General features: G+C 49.4%; 30 protein-coding genes and 1 riboswitch. Of the genes, 29 read left to right on the forward strand and 1 reads right to left on the reverse strand.

Annotated elements, in window-relative coordinates:
* Positions 1 to 126 precede the first annotated feature (126 nt).
* The 11 genes from cybH (at position 127) to PHF27_RS04980 (ending at position 7,936) form a co-directional block, all read left to right on the forward strand.
* The gene (gene cybH / locus PHF27_RS04930; protein WP_300066951.1) at positions 127 to 825 is read left to right on the forward strand and encodes a Ni/Fe-hydrogenase, b-type cytochrome subunit; all 699 of its coding nucleotides are present in this window, start codon (positions 127 to 129) and stop codon (positions 823 to 825) included.
* Complete coding sequence (locus tag PHF27_RS04935; protein ID WP_300066859.1) at positions 803 to 1,315, forward strand: HyaD/HybD family hydrogenase maturation endopeptidase; 513 nt, start codon at positions 803 to 805, stop codon at positions 1,313 to 1,315. Before cybH ends, PHF27_RS04935 begins: the two co-directional genes overlap by 23 nt.
* Entirely contained in the window at positions 1,308 to 1,706 is a 399-nt protein-coding gene (locus PHF27_RS04940) for a hydrogenase expression/formation C-terminal domain-containing protein (protein ID WP_300066862.1), read from the forward strand. The genes PHF27_RS04935 and PHF27_RS04940 overlap by 8 nt, the downstream gene beginning before the upstream one ends.
* Before the next feature lie 37 nt (positions 1,707 to 1,743).
* The gene (gene aroH, locus PHF27_RS04945; RefSeq protein ID WP_300066864.1) at positions 1,744 to 2,118 is read left to right on the forward strand and encodes a chorismate mutase; all 375 of its coding nucleotides are present in this window, start codon (positions 1,744 to 1,746) and stop codon (positions 2,116 to 2,118) included.
* Positions 2,115 to 3,053: a glycosyltransferase family 2 protein gene (locus tag PHF27_RS04950; protein ID WP_300066867.1), complete on the forward strand. Its 939-nt coding sequence runs from the start codon at positions 2,115 to 2,117 to the stop codon at positions 3,051 to 3,053. Before aroH ends, PHF27_RS04950 begins: the two co-directional genes overlap by 4 nt.
* Positions 3,054 to 3,116: 63 nt before the next feature.
* Positions 3,117 to 3,249, forward strand: a riboswitch (cyclic di-AMP (ydaO/yuaA leader).
* 1 nt (position 3,250) lies between these two features.
* On the forward strand, positions 3,251 to 3,919 hold the full coding sequence (locus tag PHF27_RS04955; protein WP_300066870.1) for an NlpC/P60 family protein: 669 nt from the start codon (positions 3,251 to 3,253) through the stop codon (positions 3,917 to 3,919).
* Positions 3,920 to 4,053: 134 nt separating this feature from the next.
* On the forward strand, positions 4,054 to 5,001 hold the full coding sequence (locus tag PHF27_RS04960; RefSeq protein ID WP_300066872.1) for a metal ABC transporter substrate-binding protein: 948 nt from the start codon (positions 4,054 to 4,056) through the stop codon (positions 4,999 to 5,001).
* Between the two features lie 33 nt (positions 5,002 to 5,034).
* Entirely contained in the window at positions 5,035 to 5,487 is a 453-nt protein-coding gene (locus tag PHF27_RS04965; protein WP_300066954.1) for a Fur family transcriptional regulator, read from the forward strand.
* A complete protein-coding gene (locus tag PHF27_RS04970; protein WP_300066875.1) occupies positions 5,484 to 6,167 on the forward strand; it encodes a metal ABC transporter ATP-binding protein in 684 nt (227 codons plus the stop codon). Before PHF27_RS04965 ends, PHF27_RS04970 begins: the two co-directional genes overlap by 4 nt.
* Positions 6,168 to 6,181: 14 nt before the next feature.
* A complete protein-coding gene (locus PHF27_RS04975) occupies positions 6,182 to 6,988 on the forward strand; it encodes a metal ABC transporter permease (RefSeq protein WP_300066878.1) in 807 nt (268 codons plus the stop codon).
* Between the two features lie 108 nt (positions 6,989 to 7,096).
* Positions 7,097 to 7,936, forward strand: coding sequence for a methyl-accepting chemotaxis protein (locus PHF27_RS04980; protein WP_300066881.1), 840 nt, complete (start codon positions 7,097 to 7,099; stop codon positions 7,934 to 7,936).
* A 49-nt stretch (positions 7,937 to 7,985) separates the two neighbouring features.
* Here the strand turns inward: PHF27_RS04980 and PHF27_RS04985 are convergent, their stop codons facing one another.
* Positions 7,986 to 9,041: a nicotinate phosphoribosyltransferase gene (locus PHF27_RS04985; RefSeq protein ID WP_300066884.1), complete on the reverse strand. Its 1,056-nt coding sequence runs from the start codon at positions 9,039 to 9,041 to the stop codon at positions 7,986 to 7,988.
* 224 nt (positions 9,042 to 9,265) lie between these two features.
* On the opposite strand from PHF27_RS04985, the gene folP reads away from it, so the two are divergent.
* The 18 genes from folP to PHF27_RS05075 form a co-directional block, all read left to right on the forward strand.
* Positions 9,266 to 10,474 (forward strand): dihydropteroate synthase, encoded by a 1,209-nt coding sequence (folP, locus tag PHF27_RS04990; protein WP_300066887.1) that lies wholly within the window; start codon positions 9,266 to 9,268, stop codon positions 10,472 to 10,474.
* Positions 10,475 to 10,479: 5 nt separating this feature from the next.
* Entirely contained in the window at positions 10,480 to 10,839 is a 360-nt protein-coding gene (gene folB, locus PHF27_RS04995; RefSeq protein ID WP_300066889.1) for a dihydroneopterin aldolase, read from the forward strand.
* A 4-nt stretch (positions 10,840 to 10,843) separates the two neighbouring features.
* Complete coding sequence (gene folK / locus PHF27_RS05000) at positions 10,844 to 11,350, forward strand: 2-amino-4-hydroxy-6-hydroxymethyldihydropteridine diphosphokinase (protein WP_300066892.1); 507 nt, start codon at positions 10,844 to 10,846, stop codon at positions 11,348 to 11,350.
* A gap of 167 nt (positions 11,351 to 11,517) precedes the next feature.
* A complete protein-coding gene (dprA, locus tag PHF27_RS05005; RefSeq protein WP_300066895.1) occupies positions 11,518 to 12,621 on the forward strand; it encodes a DNA-processing protein DprA in 1,104 nt (367 codons plus the stop codon).
* Complete coding sequence (gene topA, locus PHF27_RS05010; RefSeq protein ID WP_300066898.1) at positions 12,618 to 14,741, forward strand: type I DNA topoisomerase; 2,124 nt, start codon at positions 12,618 to 12,620, stop codon at positions 14,739 to 14,741. The genes dprA and topA overlap by 4 nt, the downstream gene beginning before the upstream one ends.
* Positions 14,738 to 16,060 carry a methylenetetrahydrofolate--tRNA-(uracil(54)-C(5))-methyltransferase (FADH(2)-oxidizing) TrmFO gene (gene trmFO, locus PHF27_RS05015; RefSeq protein ID WP_300066901.1) on the forward strand — a complete coding sequence of 441 codons (1,323 nt, stop codon included), beginning with the start codon at positions 14,738 to 14,740 and terminating at the stop codon, positions 16,058 to 16,060. The genes topA and trmFO overlap by 4 nt, the downstream gene beginning before the upstream one ends.
* A gap of 255 nt (positions 16,061 to 16,315) precedes the next feature.
* A complete protein-coding gene (codY, locus tag PHF27_RS05020; RefSeq protein WP_300066903.1) occupies positions 16,316 to 17,092 on the forward strand; it encodes a GTP-sensing pleiotropic transcriptional regulator CodY in 777 nt (258 codons plus the stop codon).
* Positions 17,093 to 17,373: 281 nt separating this feature from the next.
* A complete protein-coding gene (gene flgB, locus PHF27_RS05025) occupies positions 17,374 to 17,787 on the forward strand; it encodes a flagellar basal body rod protein FlgB (protein ID WP_300066906.1) in 414 nt (137 codons plus the stop codon).
* A gap of 3 nt (positions 17,788 to 17,790) precedes the next feature.
* Positions 17,791 to 18,228 carry a flagellar basal body rod protein FlgC gene (gene flgC, locus PHF27_RS05030; RefSeq protein WP_300066908.1) on the forward strand — a complete coding sequence of 146 codons (438 nt, stop codon included), beginning with the start codon at positions 17,791 to 17,793 and terminating at the stop codon, positions 18,226 to 18,228.
* 96 nt (positions 18,229 to 18,324) lie between these two features.
* Complete coding sequence (gene fliE / locus PHF27_RS05035) at positions 18,325 to 18,627, forward strand: flagellar hook-basal body complex protein FliE (protein ID WP_300066911.1); 303 nt, start codon at positions 18,325 to 18,327, stop codon at positions 18,625 to 18,627.
* Between the two features lie 56 nt (positions 18,628 to 18,683).
* Entirely contained in the window at positions 18,684 to 20,228 is a 1,545-nt protein-coding gene (gene fliF / locus PHF27_RS05040; RefSeq protein WP_300066914.1) for a flagellar basal-body MS-ring/collar protein FliF, read from the forward strand.
* Between the two features lie 24 nt (positions 20,229 to 20,252).
* Complete coding sequence (gene fliG, locus PHF27_RS05045; protein WP_300066917.1) at positions 20,253 to 21,263, forward strand: flagellar motor switch protein FliG; 1,011 nt, start codon at positions 20,253 to 20,255, stop codon at positions 21,261 to 21,263.
* Positions 21,256 to 22,014 (forward strand): FliH/SctL family protein, encoded by a 759-nt coding sequence (locus PHF27_RS05050; protein WP_300066920.1) that lies wholly within the window; start codon positions 21,256 to 21,258, stop codon positions 22,012 to 22,014. Before fliG ends, PHF27_RS05050 begins: the two co-directional genes overlap by 8 nt.
* Positions 22,014 to 23,336, forward strand: a complete 1,323-nt coding sequence (fliI, locus tag PHF27_RS05055) for a flagellar protein export ATPase FliI (protein WP_300066923.1) — start codon at positions 22,014 to 22,016, stop codon at positions 23,334 to 23,336. Before PHF27_RS05050 ends, fliI begins: the two co-directional genes overlap by 1 nt.
* Positions 23,337 to 23,357: 21 nt before the next feature.
* On the forward strand, positions 23,358 to 23,813 hold the full coding sequence (locus PHF27_RS05060; RefSeq protein ID WP_300066925.1) for a flagellar FliJ family protein: 456 nt from the start codon (positions 23,358 to 23,360) through the stop codon (positions 23,811 to 23,813).
* 3 nt (positions 23,814 to 23,816) lie between these two features.
* Positions 23,817 to 24,407 carry a lytic transglycosylase domain-containing protein gene (locus tag PHF27_RS05065; RefSeq protein ID WP_300066927.1) on the forward strand — a complete coding sequence of 197 codons (591 nt, stop codon included), beginning with the start codon at positions 23,817 to 23,819 and terminating at the stop codon, positions 24,405 to 24,407.
* A 27-nt stretch (positions 24,408 to 24,434) separates the two neighbouring features.
* On the forward strand, positions 24,435 to 25,076 hold the full coding sequence (locus PHF27_RS05070; protein ID WP_300066930.1) for a magnesium transporter MgtE: 642 nt from the start codon (positions 24,435 to 24,437) through the stop codon (positions 25,074 to 25,076).
* 78 nt (positions 25,077 to 25,154) lie between these two features.
* Positions 25,155 to 25,975, forward strand: an 821-nt coding sequence (locus tag PHF27_RS05075) for a hypothetical protein (RefSeq protein WP_300066933.1), incomplete at its 3' end; no start/stop codon positions are given.

A 25,975-nucleotide genomic window follows, 5' to 3' on the forward strand; every position in this document is an offset into this window, starting at 1 on the left:
TGCGGCGGCTGCCGTGCTAGAGCCTATTACTATTCCGACGGTGACTATCTGGCGGAAGAACCTTGGTGCGCCTGCGGGAGATAAAACAGCAAGTGGATGATGAGAGGGGGATGTGCCATGACACCCATGACGCATGGAACGATGAAGCCTTATTATCTGTTCAGTCCTTTTTTGCGGTTTTTTCACTGGATTATGGTGCTGGCGATTTTGGTGCTCTTTGTGACAGGACTTTACATTGGCGACCCTGGTTATGTGGGAACCCAAGGCCTTGAGCCGACCTTTGCCGTAGCGACCTGGTTTTCTATGGAAACCATTCGCTTCATCCATTTTGCTTCAGCATTTTTATTTATGGGCAGCTTTGTTTTTCGTATTTATGGTTTCGCCATCAACAAAGGGGACCGGTTATTTCCGCGTCCATGGAAGTTGGAGTATTGGCTGGGCATGTTGGACGTAGGGCTGCATTATTTGCTTCTCTCGCCGCATCACCGGCCTTACTTGCGCAACCACATGGCGAGGGCTGGTTATGCGACTGCCTATTTGATGATTTTTATTGAAATTGTCACAGGGCTGGCTATGTATTTTATGATTCACCCCAATGGTTGGGGCGCATTCTTATTTGGTCCCTTTGTATACTGGTTGGGTGGAGAGTATTGGCTGCACTTGCTGCATCATTATGCCGCTTGGGCGATTATGCTGTTTTCCATTGTCCATGTGTACATGGCGGTCCGGGCCGATATTATTGAAGGCGGCGGCGAAATTTCAAGTATGATTTCCGGTGTTAAGTACTTCCACGAGGATCCTGATGATTTGGGGGATATCCGCTAAGATGAACGTTGCGGAGATAACGGTTTTAGGAGTTGGCAACATTTTGCTCGGCGACGAGGGCGCTGGCGTACGCGCGGTGGAACAACTCCAGTTACAAGGAGAACTGTCGGATTCCGTGCAGCTTCTTGATGGCGGTACGCTGGGGATGGAGTTGCTGCGCTTTTTAAAAGGAACGAAGCGCCTGCTGTTGCTGGATGCTGTCCAAGGCGACCAGGAGCCGGGAACATTGTATTGTTTACGGAACTCTGAGTTAGAGGCTCATCTTAGCGGCGCCGTGTCTGTGCACGATCTGGGTCTCAAGGACGTGTTGGCGGTGCTGAAACTGCTGGAGGCGCCAGTGGAAGAAGTCGTTCTTCTCGGCTTGCAGCCGCAAACGCTGGCTGTGGGCATGGAATTATCGGCGCCTGTGGCGGCGGCGCTGCCGAACTTGGTGCAAGCGGCCTGTGTTCAAGTAAAGCAGTGGCAAACGGAGGTGGCGTTGCATGGCTGAGACGGATCAAACGGCCTTGGCTCCGCTGGCGAAAGCCGTGCTGGAGGAAGTGCGCCAAGCCTATGCCGCTTTAGAAGAACACGGACGGGGGCATACGTTGTTTTTGGATAAACTTCCCTTAACACCAGAAGAACGTCAAACCATCTTGGACTTTCTGGGGCAGGGGGAGGTGTCCATTAAAATAGAGGATGCCTTAGAACCGGCACAGTGGCGAGAAACGGCTTTTAGCGGTATTTGGCATGGCGTATATTGCAATTTACAAGATACTCCTGTATTGGAGACAATAGAGATTGCTTGGTATCCGGAGCTTGCCGCCGCGCAGCGGGAGGATGTGGCTAAGGATGGCCAGCGGCTTAATACATGGTTGAATGAGCAAGGATCACCGACGTAACAGCGGTGATCCTTGCCTTGCAAAGGAGGCGCGGCAGATGTTGCGAGGAGTGCGTGGCGCCACTACGGTGGAAGCTAATACTAAAGAAGAAATTTTTGAAGCGGTGCTGCAATTGCTGGACGCTTTAACAGAGGCTAATGGCTGGCAAGAAGAAGAGCTGGGCGCTGTTATTTTCAGTTCTACCCCAGAGGTCAATGCTGCATTTCCGGCGGCTGCGGCGCGGCGTTTTGGCTGGAATGATGTGGCGCTTTTTGGAGCTCAAGAAATTGAGGCCGAAGACGGCGTGCCCCAATGCATCCGTGTGCTGGTATTGTGGAATACCGACAAGGCGATGAAGGAACTGCGTCATGTGTATTTGCGCAGAGCCGTTGCCTTACGGCAAGATCGCAAGGCGGAGGCGAAAGAGCAATGATTTCCATTGTAGTTCCTGTTTTCAATGAAGAAGAAAACATGGAAGCTTTTTATCAGGCGATATGCTCGGTTATGGAGAAATTGCCCCATTCTTTTGAGTTGATTTTTGTTGATGACGGCTCGAAAGATGCTACGCCAATGGTTATTGACCGTTTATCGCAGAAAGATTCTCGCGTGCGAGGTTTGATTTTAGCACGTAATTTTGGACATCAAATAGCTTTGAGTTGCGGCTTGGATCATGCAGAGGGAGATGCCGTCGTTACGATGGATGGAGACTTGCAGCATCCTCCGGAATTGCTGCCGCAGCTGATTGAACAATGGCAGAACGGGTACGAGGTAGTGCAGACCATTCGTCTGACGACGGAAGGCGTTTCTTGGGTCAAGAAAATGACATCCTCTTGCTTTTACCGTTTGATGAATGTGGTTTCCAAGGTGCGCGTACGCGAAGGGGGCTCCGACTTTCGTTTGTTGGATCGCAAAGTAGTGCAAACTTTTCGGCGCTTTCCGGAACGGGCTCGGTTTATTCGCGGCATGATGGGCGCTATTGGCTATCGGCAGACGACGTTGGATTTTGTGGCGCCGCCCCGCTATGCAGGGGTTTCTAAGTTTTCGCCAGGGAAAATGCTGCATTTTGCCTTAGATGGCATTACCGCTTATTCGAAGCTGCCTTTGCGTATTGCGTTCTATGCCGGCTTGGTTTTTGGCGTAGTTAGCTTTGCTTTGGCGCTGCATGTTGTTTATATTAAATTTTTGACGGACGAGGCTGTACCTGGTTGGGCCACTATTGCCGCAAGCATTTCTCTTTTGAGCGGCGTACAGCTTATGGGGCTAGGTATTATCGGCGAATATGTGGGACGTATTTTTGAAGAAGTAAAGCAACGTCCGCTTTATTGGCTGCGCCAAGAAATAGGACAGGGCGGCAAAGAACAACAGTAAAGAAAGTTAAAAAAGAATACTAGGCAGGATTTTTCCATCGAATAGCGAATTGTCCTTAAAGTGAGCTAAATAAAGCCGAATCCGGCTCTGGAGCGGGGGAACCACAGTATAGTAGGGGTGAAGCGCGAAGTCGCTCGCGTAGGGTTGCTCGACCCGAACCCGTCAGCTAACCTCGTAGGCTGTAGAGAGGTGACAGAATGGGGCAATTGAAAAGATTTTTTGTTTTAGGTATGGTTTGCTTTTTGCTCAGCGCACCTGGGGTGGCAGATGCTTCTTCCATTCGCGAAGGAGATATTGGCGATGATGTGACAGCCATTCAGCAACGTTTGCAGGAACTTGGTTTTGGAAACAGTTCAGCTGATGGTGACTTTGGCTCGGCAACAAGAGCCGCTGTCATGGCCTTTCAAAAGGCTAATGGCCTGGAAGCCGATGGAATCGTCGGTTCCGGTACCTATCGGGCGTTAATGGGCAGAGACATTCCCGTAAGTCGTAGTGACATGGGAACGAGCATGACAAGGCGGATTATTCAAAGCGCTATGTCATTCCGTGGAGTTCCTTACGTTTTCGGCGGAACCACTCCCTATGGATTTGACTGCTCGGGCTTTACGCGTTACGTTTTTGCAAATGCCGGCATTTTCTTGCCGCGCATGGCAGATGAACAATATGATGCAGGATATTCGGTTTCGAATCCGCAACCCGGTGACCTTGTCTTCTTCACGACCTATACTTCCGGTGTATCTCATGTGGGCATCTACATAGGCGATGATCGCTTTATTAGCGCGACATCCAGCCGCGGCGTTCGCGTAGACAGCTTGTATGACGGGTATTGGGGAGCGCGTTATTTAGGCGCTAAACGGGTAATGTGATTTTAAAAAAACAGGTGGTTATCCTTAAGGGTAACTACCTGTTTTTTTAAAATCTAAATGAGAAAGATTCTTGCAAGACTTAGGGAGATATGCTATTCTCTTAATAGGAATATTACTATTAAGAGGTGGATGCTGTGTCTCGTCGAAGTGTATTTATCATCATGCTGGTATTTTTGGTAAGCGCTATTGCTGGTTGCGGTATGAATGCAAAACCGCAAGAGAAAAAACTACAAGTAGTGGCATCGGTATATCCAGTGCAAGAATTCGTCAAAGCTGTGGGGAAAGATAGAGTGGAGGTTTCCCTTTTGGTTCCGCCGGGAACAGAGCCTCATGACTGGGAACCGACGGCAAAAGATCTGGCTAAAATCAAAGGCAGCGCACTATTGGTTTACCATGGCGCCGGCTTGGAGCACTGGGTTGGGGCTGTTGTGAAACCAGAACTGTTAGGCTCGGCTAAGGCGGTGGAAGCAAGCAATGGAATTGCTTTGCTGGATGCAGCGGAAAGCGAGTCAGGAGAAGAGGCTGGACATTCTCATGGCGGCGAAGCACATGGCGCAAAAGACCCCCATGTTTGGCTGGACCCGGTGCTGGCGCAGCAAGAAGTGAAAACTATTTTGGCGGCGTTGGTAGAAGCGGATCCGGCTCATGCCGGCGAGTATGAAGCCAATGCGGCGGCATATCTGAAGGAATTGCAGCAGCTGCATGATGAATATACCGCGGCTTTGCAGCAGACTGCTAAAAAAGAGCTGATTACAAGTCATGCAGCTTTTTCTTATTTGGCTAAGCGCTACCAGCTGCAGCAAGTGCCGGTGATGGGACTGTCTCCTGACGCCGAGCCGACAGCTGACAAAATGGCTGAAATTATCCGTTTTTGTAAAGCCCATCAAGTGAAGTATATTTTCTTTGAAACTTTGGTAAGCCCCAAGTTGGCTGAAGTTTTAAGCCGCGAGGCCGGTGCGTCGACGCTGGTGCTTAATCCGTTGGAAGGCTTGACTGTGGAAGAATACAAGGCAGGAAAATCTTCTTATTTGACGCTGATGCGGGAAAATTTGCAACAGCTTAAGAAGGCGTTGGCTCAATAAGGTGCTTCGCTTTTCGAAAGGAGTTGCCTGGTGATGGATAGACTGGAAGAAGCGTTGGCGACGCTGCGGCGGCAGGGCTGCCGGATTACGGAGCAACGTAAAGCGGTGCTACAAGTGGTTGCTGCAGCGGAACAACCAATGCGGGCGGTGGACATTTGGCAGCAGGTTCGCATTAAAGAAGAAGACATAAGCCTGGATACGGTATATCGCAATCTTACGCTGCTGGTGGAACAGGGGATTTTATTGCCCATTGGCGCGTTGGGAAAAGATGCTACCTCCTACGAATGGAGCCATGACGGTCATCATCACCATATTCGCTGCGTAGACTGCGGCCAAGCGGTTTGCCTGGATATTTGTCCTGTGGATGCGCGGTTGGAAGAGGAGGCGCATCGCAAAGGTTATGAGCTTCTGCGCCATTCCTTGGATCTGTACGGCCGCTGTAAAAATTGTACTCGTAAAAAAGCCGGGCAGGAGGATCCCGTATGATTCGAATTGAACATATTTCTTTTTCCTATGAAGCCGATGCGGTATTGAACGATGTGTCTCTTGCGGTGGGCAGTGGTGAATTTGTAGCTTTAGTTGGACCGAATGGCGGCGGCAAGACAACCTTAATTCGCCTGTTAGCCGGATTATGTCAACCCAGCGCAGGCGGCATTTATATTGACGGCAAGGAGCCGCGTGATTTTTTAAAAACAGGTACATTAGCCTATGTGCCGCAACAGTACAGCCAAAATGTTTCCGGTTTTCCGATGACGGTGAAAGAGCTTTTGCAGTTGTTGCCGCAGCGGCGGCGGACAGCCAAAGAAGTCCTGCAGATTGTAGGCTTGGAGGGGCTGGAAGGGAAGCGTTTAGAGGCGTTGTCCGGAGGACAGCTGCAGCGGGTGCTGATTGCAAGGGCTCTTTTAACAGCGCCGAAAGTGCTGTTGTTGGATGAACCTACAAGCGGTGTTGATTACGAGGCAAGTACGCAAATTTATCAATTACTGCAAAACCTTTGCCGCCAAGAAGGCATGACGGTTGTGATGGTTTCTCATGATGTTGACAATGCGGCCCGCTGGACCAGCAGGGTAGCTTGTATCAATAAAGGACTGTGCTTTTATGGCACGAACGAGGAATTTGCTTCCACGCATATTCAGGAGCGCCATCTTTGGTATTATACAGGTTGATGGGAGGAAATTTTGTGGAAGCATTCAGCTATGATTTTATGCAGCGTGCTTTAGCGGCAGGACTTGTGATTGCCTTGTTGTGTCCGCTAATTGGCTTTTTTGTGGTGGTCCGCAGGCAATCTCTGATTGGAGACGGCTTGGGACATCTGGCTTTTGCCGGCGTTACCGGCGCCTCTCTGATGGGGGTATATCCAGTAGTCGGCGCTTTGGCGGTGACGGTTCTCGGCTCATTGGGCATTGAATGGGTGAGGCAGCGGCATCGAGCGCACAGCGATATGGGTTTAGCGATTGTGTTTTACGCCGGTATGGCGTTGGCGGTACTGTTCAGCACTATGAACCGTATGGGAGGAAACTCGCTTTTAAGCGTTCTGTTTGGCAGCATACTGACGGTGACGCCGGAAGATGTTTGGAGTATGGTTGGCTGTGGACTTGTCGTAGGTTTTTTGTTGTTAAAAATGGCGCCTAAATTATTATGTATGGCCTTTGATGAGGAAATGGCTTATGTGTCCGGCATGCCTGTGCGGAAATTGAACTGTCTGTTTAGTATTTTAATGGCTGTGGTTGTTGTTTTAGGCATGCGTATTGTTGGTATTCTATTGGTCAGCGCGCTGATGATTGTGCCGGTAGCGGCGGCTTTGCAGTTCCGCAAAGGCTTTCGCGTGACGCTGGCTTTGGCGGAATTGTTTGCTCTTCTGGCAGTGTTTTGGGGACTGAGCGTATCCTTTTATTTGGATATGGCTCCAGGAGGAACCATTGTTCTTTGCTGTATTTTGTTGTATTTGGCTGCCGGTTTGGCAGCTAAAGTATTTTGCAAGGAATAGAACGTCATAGTAGGTATGATATCAATAAATTAGGTAATTTCGGTTGACTATGTTTATTTTTAGGGTCTATGATTTAGGGAGACGATATTATTTTGTGGAGGGATTGCTATGCATCAGGCTGCAGAAATATTGAACTCCTTTTGCGCGGTAGCTGAGTACATACCACAGCTTGTCAATCATAAAATGGGCATGGTTGTTTGTGATCGGGAGCGTTGGATTGCCGTTAATTCCATCGAAGAACTGCGTAAGCAGGTGTGCTTGGGAGAACCGGTAAAATCTGGCTCGGCCGTGCAGCAGGCGATGCAGCTCAAGCGTCGGGTTTGCGTACATGTGGACAAAGTTATTTACGGCATACCCTATGTTGCCGTCAGTATGCCGATTTATGCTGGCGACGTGATTGTAGGAGCCGTGGCTATTCATGAATCTTTGGAGACGGCGTCCATCTTGTTGGACTCAGCGGCGGAGCTGCAAGAAGCGGCTGCTATGATGAAAGAGGTTATCGACAAGGTGCATGAAGACGCCCAATCGCTGGCTGGCGTCGGGGGCCTTTTAAAGCAGTTGTCAGGGGAAGCGCAAAAACATGTTAAAGGGACGGATCAAGTATTAAACTTTATCAAGAACGTCGCCAGCCAAACTAATTTGCTGGGTTTGAATGCCGCCATTGAAGCGGCGCGAGTTGGCGAATTGGGACGAGGCTTTGGCGTGGTGGCGGAAGAAGTGCGCAAATTGGCGGTGGATAGCGCTGGCTCGGCAGGACAAATTGAGACCATTTTAAAAGAAATTGGCAGCAGTATCGGCAAGATCAGCAATGAAATTGTACGAATTGAGTCGCTGGCGGAGCAGCAGGCGCAGGAGCTTTCCGGCGTTACCGATCATGGCAGGCGTCTCATAGAGCTGTCGGTGCGTTTGAACGAGCTGGCTGGAAGTTTGAATTGCGCGGAAAAATAGCGGCGCGTGCCGTAAAATAAGAAAGGACCCGCTTTTAGCGGGTCCTTTCTTATTTTATAAGCTCTAATTTTGGATTTGGCCGCAATTGCCGGCCAAATTTGGCGCATTCTTCGTTGTTGACCATGACAATATCGGCGGTAAAATTAATGTTTTCCTTTTCAAAAAGGCTGCTGCCTACAGCATAAACGTCGACAGGAGTTTTTTCACGCTCGAACTGTTGGATTCGTTCGGCATTGAAACCGCCGGAAACGACTATCTTTACATGGGAGAATCCTTCGTCATCTAAGGCGCGGCGTACGTTGCGCACTAATTGAGGGCAAACACCGGTGGGCTTGAAGGTACTCATATAGGGGATTACAGAGGCATCCACAAGAGCGTCTGATGTATCCAAGCGTACGCCCCATAAGGAGTCACCCAAGGCGCGAGCTATGGTTAGGCTGGTTTCCACGCAGTTGTTGTCGAAATCAACAAGCGCCACGCGATTGACTTGAGGATCAATATATTTGTGGAAGGCATTTGTTGCGCGCAAGGTGTCGCCGCCGTACGTGGCAATTAAGGCGTGGGGAATGGTGCCAATGGCGTCATCATAACCGTATTGCGCGTTGGCAATGGTGGAGACGCCTTGGGCGCCGCCGATATAAGCGGCATAGCCGTCTACTTCCTGCACACTGTAATGATCGAAACGAGATGGGAAAAAGAGAACTGGCTTATTGTTGGCGACTCGGACTACTTCATGAACATGCGTGGCGATTTTACTCTGGCGCGCCAACACGCCAAGATAAACGGTTTCTAGATGTGAAAAGTCGGCCAAATCGCCTTCGATTGTCAGCACGGTTTCCCAAGGAGACAACTCGTCACCGTCGTGCAGGGCATGCAGTACCAAAGATTCCGGATGGTAAGCACAGCGTTGAATGATAGCTAACGCTTCATCAATGCCGCATAAAATTGCATTTTTGCGTTGGAAGATTTGCATCATAACGCGGGGATGATACCCGTCTTTTCGCAGAATGTCACTAGTTTTAATGAAATATGTATCACTGAAGTAACCGTTGCGGATCTTTTCTACCGGAATGTCAAAGCATTCGGGAGATCGGCGTTGTGTCATTCCTAAGCCTCCTAGCCTACCCTTTACAAATTTTACCGGGGAACGTCGGCCGCGATTGCGTCTGCCAGAATCAATCTGGCTGCCTGCTCCTTAACATACAATAAATATGATACAATAAACATAAATGTTTTGGCAATCCTCTATTCAGAGAGGAAACTGCTACAAGCTATGATTTAGTTGCAATCGTGTTAACAGAAGTTCTTTAAAGGAGGAACTATTCTATTATGGCATATAATTTGCGCTCTTTGTCCCTTGTGTCCTTGGCGGAAGCAAAACGCCAATTAGAACAGATTGGCTGTGACCCGGTCGGCGTCGCTTTGATGACGGAGAAGATGCTTTTACCAGTGTTGAAACTGGAGGGCTTATCGACGAAAGCTGCTAATTTATTAAAACAGACTTTTTTGGCTAAAGGCGGCGATGTGGCTGTTTCCAGAGGAACTGCTGACTTATCGGAGGAGTGCACCGATGTGTTGGTGTTTGCTACGGTCAAGCAGTATCGTCTGGCTCTGGCGCAGCTGAGACAGCAGCCGTGGGGCTTGCCTCGTGTGGCGGCGGCCATGGAACAGGCGCTAAAAGCGCATTTGCAGCCAACCTGTCAGCGTGAGTATGCGTGGCAAGACGGGAAACGCTTGGTCTTAACAGAAAATAGGACCCTTGTAATGGGAATTTTGAATGTAACGCCAGATTCCTTTTCTGATGGAGGTCGATATTTTTCAGCGGAAGCGGCGATAGAGCAGGCGCAACGGTTAGTGGAAGAGGGCGCGGATATTATTGACCTGGGGGCGGAATCAACTAGGCCGTATGGAGGAAATCAGGAGATATCCGCCGAAATAGAGCTAAGTCGCATGTTGCCGGTATTAGAGCCGCTGGTTAAGCAGCTTTCAGTGCCGATATCCATTGATACGTACAAGGCGGAGGTCGCGGAAGCGGCGTTGCAAGCAGGGGCGCATATTATAAATGATGTCTGGGGCTTGCAAAGAGATGCTGGGATGGCTGCCGTAGCAGCTCGCCATAATGTTCCTGTTGTGGTTATGCATAATCAACAAGAAGCAGCCTATACTGGAGATATAATGGGCAGTATTTGCGGCTTTTTACGGCGCAGTTTGGATCTGGCAGCAGCAGCCGGCGTTAGAGAGGAAAATGTTTGGATTGATCCGGGAATTGGCTTTGCCAAAACTTGTGCGCAAAATTTAGAGGTAATGTCTCGCCTTGGCGAATTGCAAGCAATGGGTTGTCCGGTTCTCCTTGGTACGTCGCGCAAACGTTTTATCGGCGAAGTGCTGGGCGGACTGGCAACAGATGAACGGGTCGAAGGGACGGCGGCGACGGTGGCTTGGGGGATTGCGCAAGGCGCTCAAATTGTTCGCGTCCATGATGTGAAGGCCATGGCGAGAATTGCAAAAATGATTAATGCCATGCAGAAGAAAGGGTGAAATCTATGACAAAAATTACTTTAAAAAACATGATGGTGTATGGTTTCCATGGGGTATTTGAATATGAAAGAGAGCAAGGGCAGCGATTTTATTTGGATGTCACCATGAACGTGGATGCTCCGGCAGCGGAAAAATCTGATGAAGTGGGAGCTACCGTAGATTATACCTCGGTATATGCGTTGGTGCGCCGTGAAGTGGAACAGAAGCGCTTTTTACTGTTAGAGGCGTTGGGGTCCCATCTAGCGGAACTGCTGTTGAGCGAGTGGATCACTATTAATGAAGTAACTGTGGCGATTCGTAAGCCCGCAGTACCGTTGCCGGGACAAATTGACTATGTAGAAGTAGAAGTATCAAGAAGGCGGTGAGTTCTTGATTTTGTTGTCCATCGGTTCCAATCAGGGGGACCGGTTGGCTTTGTTTGCGCAGGCGGCAGCGCTTCTGGCCGAAAAAGGAGTAAAAATTCTTGAAGCCTCCGCAGTATATGAGACAGAACCATTTGGCTTTCATGAGCAACCTCCGTTTTTAAATGCCGTGTTAGTGGTGGAAACAACTGCAGTCCCAGAACAACTTTTGGCGGTTTGTTTGGCGGTAGAAACAGCTCTTGGCCGCAAGCGGTCAGTGCGGTGGGGGCCGCGGACGCTAGACTTGGATATTTTGTATATTTCTGGCATACAGTGTCATAGCGAGCAATTGACCTTGCCGCATCCAGGCCTGTTTCAACGGGCTTTTGTGCTGGTGCCGCTATGGGAACTTTTAAAGGAACGCTTGCCGGAAGATCTTGCGGCGGTGCCGGAGCGCTTGGCGGACTTACAGGCGGATGTACAAGGCGTGCGCTGGTATGCTCCATTTCCCTTGCCCCAGGCAAGAAGGAAATAAAAGTGGCTGTCAGGCAGGCGCTAGATGACAATTTTCATTTGTATTTTAGGAAGAAACCATTTCTTTTGAGTGGTTTCTTTTTTTCATTCCCTTGACCGTGCGGGGAAATGCGGCTTATAATAAAGGTCAATTGAGCGACCCCTTTGGCCGCAAAGGAGGGGATTTAGGTGGAAGATGCTTGGTATCTCGCTCTTTTACAAACGGCGCCGTCATGGCGGGACTGTGTAGTTGTTAAATTGATGGCCCAGAAAGGTCGCGCTCGGCAAGCATGGAAAGCAAGCAAGCGCGATTTGCTTTTGTCTGGTTTCTTAGCGGCGGAGGAAGCGGAAGCATTTTGCCGTTTTCGCGAAAAGATAGATGCAGAAATCGTCTTTCAGGGTTGGAAACAACAGGGGATTTCCTGCTTGGCGTTGTCTTCACCAGAGTATCCTGCACTATTGAGGCAAATTCATCATCCGCCTCGGATTCTTTTTATAAAGGGAAGTCTGGCGCAGTTGCCGGAACGGCTTGTGGCGGTAGTTGGAAGCCGCAAAGCATCGCCTTATGGAAAAAATGTGGCGGAACGGCTGGGTGAGGACTTAGCGGCGGCAGGCGTTGCGGTTGTCAGCGGCGCGGCCCGGGGGATTGACTCGGCGGCGCATCGGGGCTGTTTGCAACAAAAAGGCGTAACAATTGCAGTCTTGGGCTGTGGTATTGATGTAGCGTATCCGCCGGAAAACAGGGAACTTCTGAAGGAAATTGCCGCGACAGGCGGTTGTGTTATGAGCGAGTACGCTCCAGGAACGCAGCCTAGGCCCAAATTTTTTCCGGCGCGCAACCGTATTATTGCCGGCTTGGCACAAGCGACCATTGTCGTGGAAGCCAATGAAAAGAGCGGGGCTTTAATTACTGCGGATATGGCGCTGGAAGAGGGCCGGGAGGTTCTGGCTGTGCCAGGGAGTATTTTTTCGCCTGGCAGCAAGGGGCCGCATCATTTGTTGCGGCAGGGCGCAGCGTTAGTAGAAAACGGCGTCGATGTGCTGCAGGCTTGCGGTTGGGACGACGCAGGCGCCAAAGCTGTCTTAGAGGGAACTCTTTTGGATACTGAAGAGGAAAAAAAGGTTTGGAATTTGCTTTCCTCCGGCAATCTGCGGCATATTGATGAATTAGCTGCAACAGGCGAGTTCGAGTGGACGCAGTTGCAATATACATTGCTTTGTCTGGAACTAAAAGGACTGGTTCGTAAAGAAGGCCATCGATATGGTCGAACTGCCAAGGAGGTAATTTGGTGAAAAAAACATTGGTGGTAGTGGAATCGCCAGCCAAAGCGAAAACAATTGAAAAGTTTTTGGGCAAAAAATATACAGTAAAGGCTTCTATGGGACATTTGCGGGATTTGCCCAAAAGCCAATTTGGCATTGACGTGGAACAAGATTTTGAGCCAAAATATATCAATATACGAGGCAAGGGCGATATTATCAAAGAATTGAAAAATGCCGCCAAGCAAGCGGACGCTATTTATCTCGCCTCTGATATGGATCGGGAAGGGGAGGCTATTGCCTGGCATCTGGCGCAGTTGCTAAAGGTGCCTGTAGACTCTCCTTGCCGGATTGAATTCAACGAAATCACGAAACCTGCGATTCAGCAGGCGCTGAAGAATCCTCGCTCCATCTTTTTGCCGCGGGTGGACGCGCAGCAAACCAGACGGCTCTTAGATCGCATGGTGGGGTATAAGCTGAGTCCCTTGCTATGGCGCAAGGTTCGCAAAGGATTGAGCGCCGGACGGGTTCAGTCTGTGGCGGTAAACTTGATTTGCGAACGAGAGCGGGAGATTGAAAAGTTTGTTTCTGAAGAGTATTGGACACTGGCGGCCAAACTTCGTGACAAGCCCAGAGGCGCTTTGTTTGAGGCGCAGGTAGTTGCCAAAGAGGGGAAAAAGCTAGCCCTTACGAATGAAGCAGAGACGATGGCGGCGACCCAAGAGCTGGAAGAGGCTGTTTTTATTGTGGCTGCCAAAAAGGAAAAGGAGCGCCGACGCAATCCGGCAGCTCCCTTTACCACCAGTAGTTTGCAGCAGGAGGCGGCTCGTAAGCTGGGTTTTACGACGCGCAAAACCATGTCTGTGGCTCAGCAGTTGTATGAAGGCCTGCCTGTAGGCGGCAAAGGTCCTGTGGGCCTAATTACGTATATGCGTACGGATTCGACGCGTATTGCCGAATCAGCCCAAGAGGAGGCTAGAACGGTAATCGCTTCTCGCTATGGTGAAGCGTACTTGCCGCCTAAAGCTCCTGTTTACAGTACGAAAAAAATGGCGCAAGATGCGCATGAAGCCGTTCGTCCTACCCATGTGGAACTGACTCCGTTAGAGGTGGAATCGTATCTTAGCAAGGAACAGTGGCGTTTATACAAGCTGATTTGGGAGCGCTTTGTCGCCAGCCAGATGAACGCCGCTCTCTATGAAACGGTTAGCGTAGATCTGACGGCCGGGGCGTATCGTTTGCGCGCCAACGGCTCTATTCTGAAATTTGCCGGCTTTATGATTCTCTATACAGAGGGCATGGACGAAGGCAAAGAAGAAAAAGATGTACGTCTTCCTGTGTTGGAGCCGGGACAAGAAGTGAAGCTTCATAAAATGCAGCCTAAACAGCATTTTACAGAGCCGCCGCCAAGGTACACGGAAGCTACGTTGGTTAAAACCTTGGAAGAAAAAGGCATTGGACGGCCGAGTACGTATGCGCCAATTATTGATACCATTCTGCAACGAGGCTATGTGGCCAAAGCGGAAAAGAAGTTTTATCCTACGGAACTGGGAAATTTAGTGCTTGATTTACTGAAGGAATACTTTAAAGATATCGTTGACGCAACATTTACGGCATCTCTGGAAGGTCAGCTAGACTCCATTGCGGAGGGGCGGGAAACACGCGTGGCGGTATTGCGTGATTTCTACGACACCTTTGCGGTTCACTTGGCGAAAGCCGAAGAAGAGATTGGTCAAGTAGAACTGCCTGTAGAGGTGTCGGACGAAATTTGCGAACGTTGCGGTCGCAACATGGTGGTGAAACAGGGACGTTATGGGAAATTTCTTGCCTGTCCCGGTTTCCCGGAATGTCGCAATGCTAAACCGATCATTAAGGACACGGGAATTGCCTGTCCTAAGTGTCAGGGGAAAATTATCGAACGCCGTACGAAGCGCGGTAAAGTATTTTACGGCTGCCAACGGTACCCTGAGTGCGATTTTGTCAGCTGGGACGCTCCGTTGGCGGAGACTTGTCAGGTTTGCGGCCATTTTATGGTCCGTCATGCTTTTCGCAACGGGCGGAGCAGTGTTCGCTGCGGTGATGAAAATTGCAGCAGTCGTGCAGCGGAGAAGACGGCGGGAAAAGAGAATGCCTCAAAGGAGAAGCAGGAATGAAAGAAGTTGTAGTAATTGGCGCAGGTCTGGCTGGAAGCGAGGCGGCCTGGCAAATTGCGCAGGCAGGCGTTCGCGTGCGGCTGTATGAAATGAGACCGTCCGTGCCCAGTCCGGCCCACAGCACGCCTTGGTTTGCGGAACTTGTTTGCAGCAATTCTTTACGGGCGGCGGCTGTGGAAAACGCTGTGGGACTGCTAAAAGAGGAAATGCGTCAACTGAACTCCTTGATTTTGCAGCAGGCCGATGCTTGGCGTTTGCCTGCAGGAGGGGCGCTGGCTGTAGATCGAGAGGGTTTCAGCCGCGGCATTACCGAAGCCATTCGACAGCATCCTTTAATTACTGTAGTTGAAGAAGAAGTTAAGACTTTGCCAGTCGAGGCAGAGGTGGCGGTAATTGCTTCAGGGCCATTGACGGCTCCGGCTTTGTCCGAAGAAATTCAGCGCTTTGCCGGCAGTGAGTCGCTGTATTTTTACGACGCCGCCGCGCCGATTGTACACGCAGATTCTCTAGATATGGAAAAAATTTATCGGGCGTCACGCTATGATAAGGGCGATGCGGATTATTTGAACTGCCCTATGGAAAAAGAGGAGTACGAGGCGTTTTGGCAGGAACTGACCCAGGCGGAAACAGCTCCTGTGCGTGAATTTGAAAAAACTGTCTTTTTTGAAGGCTGTATGCCTGTAGAGGCGATGGCGGCCAGAGGCATAGATACGCTGCGCTTCGGACCGCTCAAACCGGTTGGGCTGCCACGGCCTGATACGGGGCGTATTCCTTATGCGGTAGTGCAGTTGCGACAGGACAATACTGCAGGCACTCTTTACAATCTGGTCGGTTTTCAAACGCACTTGCGCTGGCCGGAACAAGAACGGGTCTTTCGGATGATTCCAGGTTTAGAGCAAGCTCAATTTGTACGCTTTGGCGTTATGCATCGCAACACGTTTATTAATTCGCCGAAGGTTCTCTTGCCGACGCTGCAAGCTAAAGAACGGCTTAATTGGCTGTTTGCCGGTCAGTTGACCGGCGTAGAAGGGTATGTGGAGTCAGCGGCTGCGGGACTTGTGGCAGGACTTAATGCAGCGCGGCTGGCTAAAGGAAAGGAACCGCTCCAATTTCCGCGGGAATCAGCGCATGGCGCTTTGTGCCATTATATTACTCATGCGGAAAGCAAGCATTTTCAGCCGATGAATATCAACTTCGGTTTATTACCGCCGCTAGAAGAAAGAATCCGGGATAAAAAAATCAAGAACCAGCAAATTGCGCAACGCGCCTTAATTTGCATTAAAAAATTAAAAGAAAAATATGACAATATTCTTGCGTGAAACGTCTAGCTGTGCTAGTATGAATTAACGTTAGATATCTGTAACATAGACCATATTGGCAGGCTGCCGCAAAGAACAGTTTGCTGCAGTGTCAGTTGTGTTGCGATAGCGCTTTCGTAAATTTACTGAATTTTTCTTAGAGGTATTTTGGGCGAAGGAAAGAAATACTTCCATGTGGAATGAAAGTAAATGTAAAACCGAAAAGCGAAACGGTAAAGATGTATTATGTATAAATGGAAGGGAAGGGATTGACTCATGGGATCCTTGCTGGAACGGACTCGTAAAATTAACAAACTACTGCAAAAATCGGAAAAAGTGGATTACTTTGATATGTCTCAGGTTCTAACCTCAGTATTAAAAGCAAATGTGTATATTGTCAGCCGCGAAGGCGGCGTGTTAGGCTATGCACTGATGGATGATTTTGAATGTGAAGTGATGAGGGATAAGGTTCTTTCACAACGGCAGTTTCCAGAAGCGTATGTGGAATGGTTGCTGCGGGTGAATGAAACTTCGCCGAATTTGAGCTTGGAAAAAGGCTTGTGTTCCTTTAATCAAGCAACAGAATGTATGTTTTCTGGAAAATATACCACGGTCATCCCTATTTATGGCGTAGGTGAACGGATCGGCACCTTGATTGTCGCTAAATTTGAAGTGACCTTCGAAGACGACGATTTAGTGCTTGGTGAATACGGCTCGACGGTTGTCGGTATGGAAATGCTGCGGGATCGTAGCGAAAAAATTGAAGATGAAGCTCGCAAGAAAGCGACAGTGCAGGTGGCGCTGGGAACTCTTTCCTATTCGGAGTTGGAAGCTGTCATGCATATCCTTAACGAGCTTGAAGGAAATGAAGGCTTGCTGGTTGCCAGCAAGATTGCTGACCGTGTCGGTATTACCCGCTCGGTTATTGTAAATGCTTTACGCAAATTTGAAAGTGCTGGCGTCATTGAGTCTAAGTCGCTGGGCATGAAGGGCACGTATATCAAAGTGTTGAATGATCTTTTGATTGAAGAATTGAAGAAACTGAAAAAGTAAAATGACTTACGGCGGCGTAGAGAGTACCTGCGCCGCTAGAGCCTCCCTCTCTTGCGAGGGAGGCTTTTATTGTGAAATCGATACATGTGGCCTGGTTTCTCCAAGGCGGGGATAGGACTTATGGTGCAAAAAAGGAAAAATTTGTCCGGATTTGTAGTAATAGCAAGGGTTTTTCGAATTTGTGTCGAACTGGAAATAGGTATTATTCTGCAATTGACCAAGTAGTAGGGATTAAAAATTTGAAAACCGCAGAGCGGTAGTTCGGCGAGGAGGATGTCTACGTGTTGGAGGCTATTATTTCGCCCCGACGGGTGGCGGTTATGGAAGGGGCCTTACAAGCGGCCAGCACGCGGCAACGCGTGATCAGTAACAATGTGGCTAATGTAAATACGCCGGGTTTTAAAAAAAGCGATGTGGTTTTTGAGTCCTTGTTGCGAGATCAGCTTGGCGACGGCAAACGTTTGCAAATGGCGCGCACCAACGAAAAGCATTACCCGCAGGTGACTGGCGCCGTCCCTAAAGCCCAAGTGCAAGTCCAAAAGGATACATCCATTCGTTTAGATGGCAATAATGTAGATATTGATGCAGAAATGGCCGGTATGGCTAAAAACAGTATTTACTACCAAGCGGTAGCCCAGGATATCGGGCGCTATTTCACTTCACTTAAAAATGCAATTAAGGGAGGAGCAAGCTAAGTTATGAGTTTGTTTTCAGCGATTGATGCGGCGGGGTCCGGTCTTACGGCAGAACGGCTGCGGATGGATGTAATCTCTAACAACTTGGCTAATGTCAATTCCACCCGTACGGTTGCAGGCGGTCCTTATCGCCGCCAAGTAGTTGTTTTTGCACCTAGGGAGGGCGAGCAGTCCTTTGGCAGGGTCTTACAAAAGGAAATGGGGAGCAATGCAGAAGGGGTGCGCGCTGTAGGGATTACAGAAGACGCCAGCCCGTTTCGAACTGTCTACGAACCGCAGCATCCGGATGCGGACGCAAACGGCTACGTTCGTTTGCCTAATGTGAATGTTGTAGCGGAAATGGTGGATATGATTACGGCCAGCCGAGCTTACGAAGCCAATGTGACTTCCATTAATACAGCAAAAAGCATGATGGCCAAGGCTTTGGAAATCGGTAAATAAGCAATTTTCATACATAAAAACTAGGTTGTGGAGATAACAATTTCAATGAAGAGGTACTGCATTGAAATTTTGTTTATTAGAAAAAGAGGTGCGAAGATGAGAATTGAACCAATTTCGCTGTTAAAAGCGCCGCTGGCTTTGACGGAAGCGGCGAAACCGCAGGCCGTTGCCGGAGAAGGGGAGTCCTTTCAACAATTTTTCACCAATGCGCTGGGAGAAGTAAATAAGTCGCAGCTCAATTCGCAGAATTTGTCGGTAAAGATGGCTGCCGGGGAGATTCAGGATCTTTCTGAAGTTACAATTGCCGCCGAAAAAGCCAGTGTAGCCTTGCAGTTGACTATGCAGATTCGGAATAAGGCTCTTGACGCGTATCAGGAAGTCATGCGCATGACGGTATAATAGTCGCAGCAGCATGAAAAACGTTCCAACGTGGAGATTATGAGAGGATGGAATTCATGGCAGACTGGAAGGAACAGGTGCTGCGGTTTTGGCAAAATATGGAGCGGAGACAACGGCTGATTCTTATAGGTGTAGGCATTTTGACTCTTGTTGCCGTACTTGGAGTCAGTTATTGGGTGGGAAGCCGGCCTGACTTAGTGCCTCTTTATACTGGCTTGGAAGCTAAAGATGCAGGCGCCATCCGAGAAAAATTAAAAGAATTGAAAATTCCTCATGAAGTAGGCGGCGACGGTACTGTTATTTTGGTTTCTTCTAAAGACGTATACCGTGTTCGCTTGGATTTGGCGAGCCAAGGACTGCCAAGAGGGAATAAGGGTTTTGAAATTTTCGACCAAAGCAAATTTGGCACAACGGAATTTCAAAATAAGGTAAATTTATTACAGGCCTTACAAGGCGAGTTAACACGGACTATTGAGCAAATGGCGGAAGTCGAAAAGGCTCGAGTCCATATTGTGATGCCGGAAGACAGCTTATATAAGAAGAATGAAAAGCCGGCTACGGCCTCTATTATGTTGAAACTCAAGCCCCAAACGGAGCTGTCCAAAGAGCAAATTAAAGGCATTGTCAATTTGGTGGCCCATAGCATTCAAGGCTTAAAACCCGAGAATGTAACCGTTGTGGATTCTATGGCTCGCGTGCTGAATGAACCGCCGGAACAGCCAGGGGGGATCGGCGCTGGTTCTCTAACTCAGGTGGAACTGACTAAAAAAATGCAGGAAGAAATGCAAAAAAACCTGCAAAGTCTTTTGGATCAAGTTCTTGGGCCAGGCAAGGCGGCTGCGCGTGTAAACCTGGAATTGACTTTTGATCAACGGACAGTGGATAAGCAGACCTTTGAGCCTGTTGTAGACGACAAAGGGATTGTGCGAAGTTCACAGGATGTAAGCGAAAATTACAAAGGCACCTCTACTACGCCCGGCGGACCGGCCGGAACTCCCAGCAATATTCCCGGTTATGTAACAACAAATCCCAATTCACAGTCTAACTACGAAAAGAAAGAGGCTGTGCGGAACTATGAGATCAATGAAACCAAGGAAAAAGTGGTAGCAGCTCCGGGGTCAATCCGGCGCTTGGCAGTAGCGGTCCTTGTAGACGAGTCGGTTACGCCGCTGCAGCAAGATAGTTTATCAAGAACCGTTTCTTCGGCAGTGGGGATTAACCAGACCCGTGGCGATGTCCTGTCTGTGGAACGTTTGCCCTTTAGTACGGAACTGGCGGACAAGCAGAAACAGGAAGAAGAAGATTTCAAACGGCAGCAGGCGCAGGCCATGTGGATGAAGATTGGGCTGGTGCTGCTGTTGGCAGGAACTTTGTTTGCAATCATTCGTTTATATTTGAAACGAAAACAGCGTGAACGTGAAATGGAAGAAATGCAACAGATGCTGGCAATGGATGAAGCCGCTGATATGGTGGGGGCCGAGGCGGAATTGTCGCCAGAAGAACGGCGGCGTCAAGAGCAGCGTCAGGCGATCGAACAGATGGCAAAAGCGCGCCCGGAAGATATCGCACAAATGCTCAAAGCATGGTTGACAGACGAGTAAAAGGTCGCCGGGAGGGAATAATATATGTATGGTCAAAACGAGTTAACGCCGAAGCAAAAAGCGGCCATTCTGTTAATTTCTTTGGGTCCAGAAGTGTCTTCCCAGGTTTTTCGGCATTTAAGGGAAGACGAAATTGAAAAACTGACGTTGGAAATTGCCAGCCAACGCAAAGTGACACAGGAACAAAAGGAAAAAGTGTTGGATGAATTTCATTCGTTGTTGGTGGCGAAGGAATATATTTCCGCTGGAGGTCTTGATTATGCAAGGGAAGTCCTGGAAAAAGCCCTTGGGCCGGAAAAAGCCGTTTCTATTATCAATCGGCTGACCTCAAGTCTGCAAATTCGTCCTTTTGATTTTGCGCGCAAGACGGATCCGTCACAGCTCTTAAACTTTATTCAAAACGAACATCCCCAGACGATTGCCCTGATAATGGCGTATCTGACGCCGGAACAGTCCGCTGCTATTATTTCCAATTTACCGGCGGATCGGCAGGTGGAGGTTTCCAAAAGAATTGCGTTGATGGACCGTACGTCACCAGACGTGTTGAAGGATGTGGAACGCGTTTTGGAACGTAAGCTCTCTTCCTTGGCAACTCAGGACTTTACTACTGCCGGCGGCGTTGATGCGATTGTGGAAATGCTGAACCGCGTTGACCGTACGACGGAACGCACGATTATTGAAAATCTAGAAGTTCAAAATCCGGAATTGGCAGAAGAGATTAAACGTAAGATGTTTGTCTTTGAAGATATTGTTATGCTGGATGATCGGTCATTGCAAATGGTCTTGCGTGAAATTGACCAGAAGGACCTGGCCTTGGCTCTTAAGGCTTCGTCAGGCGAAGTGGGTGAAAAAATCTACAAGAATATGTCGAAACGGGCTTCTGAAATGTTGCGTGAGGAAATTGAATATATGGGACCTGTACGTATTCGCGATGTAGAAGAATCACAGCAAAAAATTGTAAATGTTATCCGACGCCTTGAGGAATCGGGAGAAATCATAGTATCTCGCGGCAAAGGAGACGAGGTCATTGCATAGAATCATCAAATCGCCGCCCTTGCAAGGGGAGCTGGTAGTGATTCAGAACAAGCCTCCGGCAGGCCTTCAGCATGAAGATAAAAAAGAGGAAAAGTTTGATACTCGCAGTGTAGACGAAATTGCTCAGGAGAGAGCCAATGTAATTTTAATGGAAGCGCAGCGCCAAGCGGAAGCGCTCGTGCGAACGGCGCAATTAGAAGCGGCTCGCATTAAAGGCGAGGCGGATTCCTTGCATGGACAGGCTAAAGAGCTGGGTCATCGCGAAGGTTTTGAAGAAGGATTAGCTCAGGGACGACAGGCTGCGGAGAAGGAAATGAAGCTGGCTGTGGAGCAGGCGGTGCAGAACGCTAATCGCTTAATTCGCGCAGCGGAACAGCAGCAGGTAGAGTTTCTTGTTGATGCAGAACGACAAGTGTTGGAGCTCGTGTTGGAATGTGTGCGTAAAGTGTTGGCCCGCGAGGTAGAGGAAAATCCGCTGGTTGTGTTGCCGATTGTGACGGCGGCAATCAGTAAAGTGAAAGATCAAGATTCCATTCAAATTCGGGTGCATCCAGATGATTATGAAACCGTTTTGATGGCGCGGCGCGATTTGCAGCTCTTGATTGGTCGGGAAGAAGGCTTGCGCATTACTGCGGATCATACGGTTTCCCCAGGCGGCTGTATTGTGGAGACGACAGCGGGGACGGTGGACGCAAGAATGGAAACACAAATGGAAATGCTGCAACGGGCGTTGAAAGAAGTGACGCCGTGATGAAAGACGCATTTTCAGGCGAAGTTTATTCTCAAGCTATCAGGCAGTGCGAAAGCATGCGGCGAAGCGGACGGGTCACGCAGATTGTGGGTTTGGTTATTGAATCGCAAGGTCCTAATGTTAATTTAGGCGATTTGTGTTATGTAAGCAGTCGAGGAGGCAGCCAGGCGATTCCTGCGGAAGTAGTTGGGTTTCGCCAGAACCGAGTACTATTAATGCCGATTGCAGAAATGGAAGGGATTGGACCGGGGTGTGAGGTGATCTCCGCCCAAGGGACCTTGAAGGTGACCGTAGGGCAAGGTCTGCTGGGACGCATTCTTGATGGCATGGGGCGTCCGATGGATGGCAAGGGGCCTCTTGTTTCCAGCCGTGAATATCCGTTAAATGCGTTGCCGCCGCCGCCGCTTACGCGAAGGCGGATTGAAGAACCTCTTTCTGTAGGGGTTCGAGCAATTGATGCGCTGCTTACTTTAGGCAAGGGGCAGCGTGTTGGCATTATGGCGGGCAGCGGCGTTGGCAAGAGTACGCTCCTAGGTATGATGGCTAGAAATACCGAGGCGGATATTAGCGTCATTGCCTTAATCGGCGAACGCGGCCGCGAGGTGCGTGAGTTCATCGAACGCGATTTGGGCGAAGAAGGCCTGAAACGTTCGGTAGTAGTAGTGGCTACTTCGGACCAGCCGGCGTTGGTGCGAATTAAGGGAGCTTTGACGGCGACGGCTATTGCGGAATATTTCCGCGATCAAGGTCGGGATGTCATGTTCATGATGGATTCGGTGACGCGTTTTGCCATGGCGCAGCGTGAGGTTGGCCTTACTGTTGGAGAACCGCCGGCGACCAGAGGCTATACTCCGTCTGTTTTCGCGATGCTTCCTAAGCTGCTAGAACGATCCGGGACGGGGGCCAACGGTTCCATTACCGGAATTTATACGGTTTTGGTTGACGGCGATGACATGAATGAACCCATTGCTGATGCCGTGCGCAGCATTCTTGACGGACATATCGTGCTTTCACGCAGTATTGCAGCACAAAATCACTACCCGGCCATTGATATTCTAAATAGCGTAAGCCGGGTCATGACCGAGGTTGTCACCAAAGAACAGCGCATGACGGCGCAGCGCCTACGTTCCTTGATGGCAACCCATCGCGATGCAGCGGATCTTATTAATATTGGCGCTTATGTCATGGGAAGCAATCCGGAGATTGATCAAGCGATTGAGCGCATAGGCGCTATTCGCAAGTTTCTGCAGCAGGATGTCTATGAGCAAACCACTTTATCTGATGCGGTGATGCAACTGGCGCAACTTGTTGAAGGTTGTTGAAGCTAAGAAGGAGCCTGGATCATGAAACGCTTTCGTTTCCGTCTCGAAGTGCTTTTGGGGGTGCGCCGCCGAAAATGTGATGCAGCTAAATTAGACTTAGCGGAAGCCTCACGTCGGGTGCAAGAGACGATAGACTCTCTTCAGAAGCTTTGGCAAGAGCGAACCGAGGCGATAGCCTGGTTTACGGCGCAGCAAAGCAAAGGACAGTTGACTGCGGCCATGCTTCCCTTATACGATGTGTATCAAATAAGCACGTATAACCGCGAAAGAGAGCTTATTGCCGAAAAGGAAGCGAGGGAATTGGCGCGTCAAGACTGTCTAGCGAAGCTGGAGGAAGCGGTTAAACAGTTGAAAGCTGTGGAAACGCTAAAAGAAACGCAGTATCAGCAATATTTGTACGAATCGTTACTGGAAGAACAAAAGACCTTAGATGAAATAGGTATGCAGTTGTATTTGCGGGAAGAAGGAGATCGATAAGGAATGGTGATTCAAAGCATTCAAGAAGTTACAGGCCGGATCGCCGCTATTGAAGCAAAATTCGGTCGCATGGGAAACATGCTTACCTCCAAAAACGCTTCTTTGTCAGGACAACCTGCTTCTTTTGCGGATGAATTGCAGCAGCAAGTACGGGGTAAGTCTGCTTCTACACTTGCGAGCGCAGCAGGAACTGCTTTCCCTCAACAGGGAGATTCTATACGCCAAATGGTTAGCTCCAGTGCGAAAAGGCAAGGGGTAGATCCCAAACTAGCTATGGCTGTGGCTAAAGCGGAGTCTAATTTTGACTCTCAAGTTGTTTCTGAAGTTGGCGCACAAGGAGTTATGCAGCTGATGCCGGATACGGCGAGGGCCTTGGGCGTTAATCCCCAGGATACCAAGGAAAACATTGAAGGCGGCGTAGCGTACTTGAGGCAAATGCTGCAGCATTTTCAAGGCGATCCTGCCAAAGCTGTTGCGGCATATAATGCCGGGCCTGGAGCGGTGGAGGCATACGGTGGTATTCCGCCTTATGGCGAAACGCAGGAATATGTGAAAAGAGTATTAAAGTTCATGGAGAATGAGAACGAAATATAATTAGGTGGATAAGGATGGTTTCGCAGTATGGCAGCAGGTAAAACAGATGTAAGACAAAATAAGAATAAGCCTCAGGATGCAAAGAACGCAACTGTGGAAGCACCGGTAGAGAAAAAGTCGCGCATCATTTTCCTGTTGAAGCTTGGGGTCGCGCTGCTTTTAGTCATTTTGCTTATCCTTTTAGGATTTGGAGTAGGGGTATACTTCAAGCTGATTGACTTGGAAGATTTGGGGAAACAATACGGTTTGGCCAATGTACCTGGCATCGGACGGTATTTTGAGCAGCCGGCAACTAACTTTGAACCGGTCGAACTGCCTGAAAGTGCAACCGCACCTGCTTTGCCGGTTGTGCAACCGCCTGCGGACCCTGCCCCTGCGGCAGTGGCGCCTCCGCCCAAGACGGTGCCGCTGACAGAAGCGGAAAAAGAAAAAATGCTCAAAAAACAGCAGCAAGAAGAGAATAAACGCATTGGTCGTTTGGCTCGCTTGTATGGCGGTATGAAGCCGGATGAAGCTGTCGGCATTTTGAACCGCCTGGATGATGCAGAAGTTTTGGCTATTATGGGAAAAATGGAAGAAGAACAAGTATCTAAAATCTTACCTCTCTTTGATTCCAGTCGCGCTGCGCGGTTGACGCAGAGCATGATGCGGCCGGCTAAGCTGGAATAGTTGCAGCAAGGGGTGCGAAAAAGCATGAAAAAACGAAAATTGTTTTTAGTGAATTTGTTTTAGAAAGGAGGTGAAAATATGGGTATAAATACGCTTATCAATTCCTTGCCGGGCGGCGTTTCGAATGGGGGCGCGGTTAATGCGGCACAGGGGCAAGCAGCCCCTACTGCTAAGGCCAAAGGACTGCCAGGAGCTAATCGCACCGATAAAGCGAGTTCTGCAACGGGAGCTGATTCGTTTTCTGCTTGTTTAGGAAGCTCAGTGGCGGCAGAAAACGCACAACAAGCAGGGAGCGAAACGGTTGTCACAGAAGCAAAAAGTTTGGATGCAGCTGAAGCTGCTTTATTGGCTTCGCTGGTGCCAGGAGTGGTAGTGCCAATGCAAACTATCAATGAAGACGCAACCGCGCTGCAAAACGGCGTGGACGCCGGGACACAAAAGGCTTGGCTGAGTGAAATTTTTGCGGCAGTAAAAGAGCAAAATCAAACCTCCGAATTGACTGGCTGGCTTCAACAGTGGGTAGGAGATGATGCAAGCAAGCAGAACTTCTTACAGCAGCTGCAAGGAATGCTCCAGAAAACGGCAACCGTAGAAACACCGCCTTTGCATTTGAGAGAAGCATTAGCTGAAGTGATGCAAACCAGTGTCGCCAATACGTCTGCACTAAGAGAAACAGCAGTTAGTATGCCGGCAGCGACGTTGCAGCAGCAAGCGCCAGTACAAACTCCTCCTGCGGTTGTTCAAACGCAAACAACAGCAACCGAGGAAGCTGCGGACGTGCAGCCGCAACAAGCGGCGGCAGTTAATGATGTAGTAAAACCTGCGGTGATTATTGATACTGCACAACCAAAACAAAATGTCAACGCCGCAGAAGCGCCGCAAACAACAGCACAGTCGGC

This window comes from Anaeromusa sp., from assembly GCF_028691475.1.
GTDB lineage: Bacteria > Bacillota > Negativicutes > Anaeromusales > Anaeromusaceae > Anaeromusa.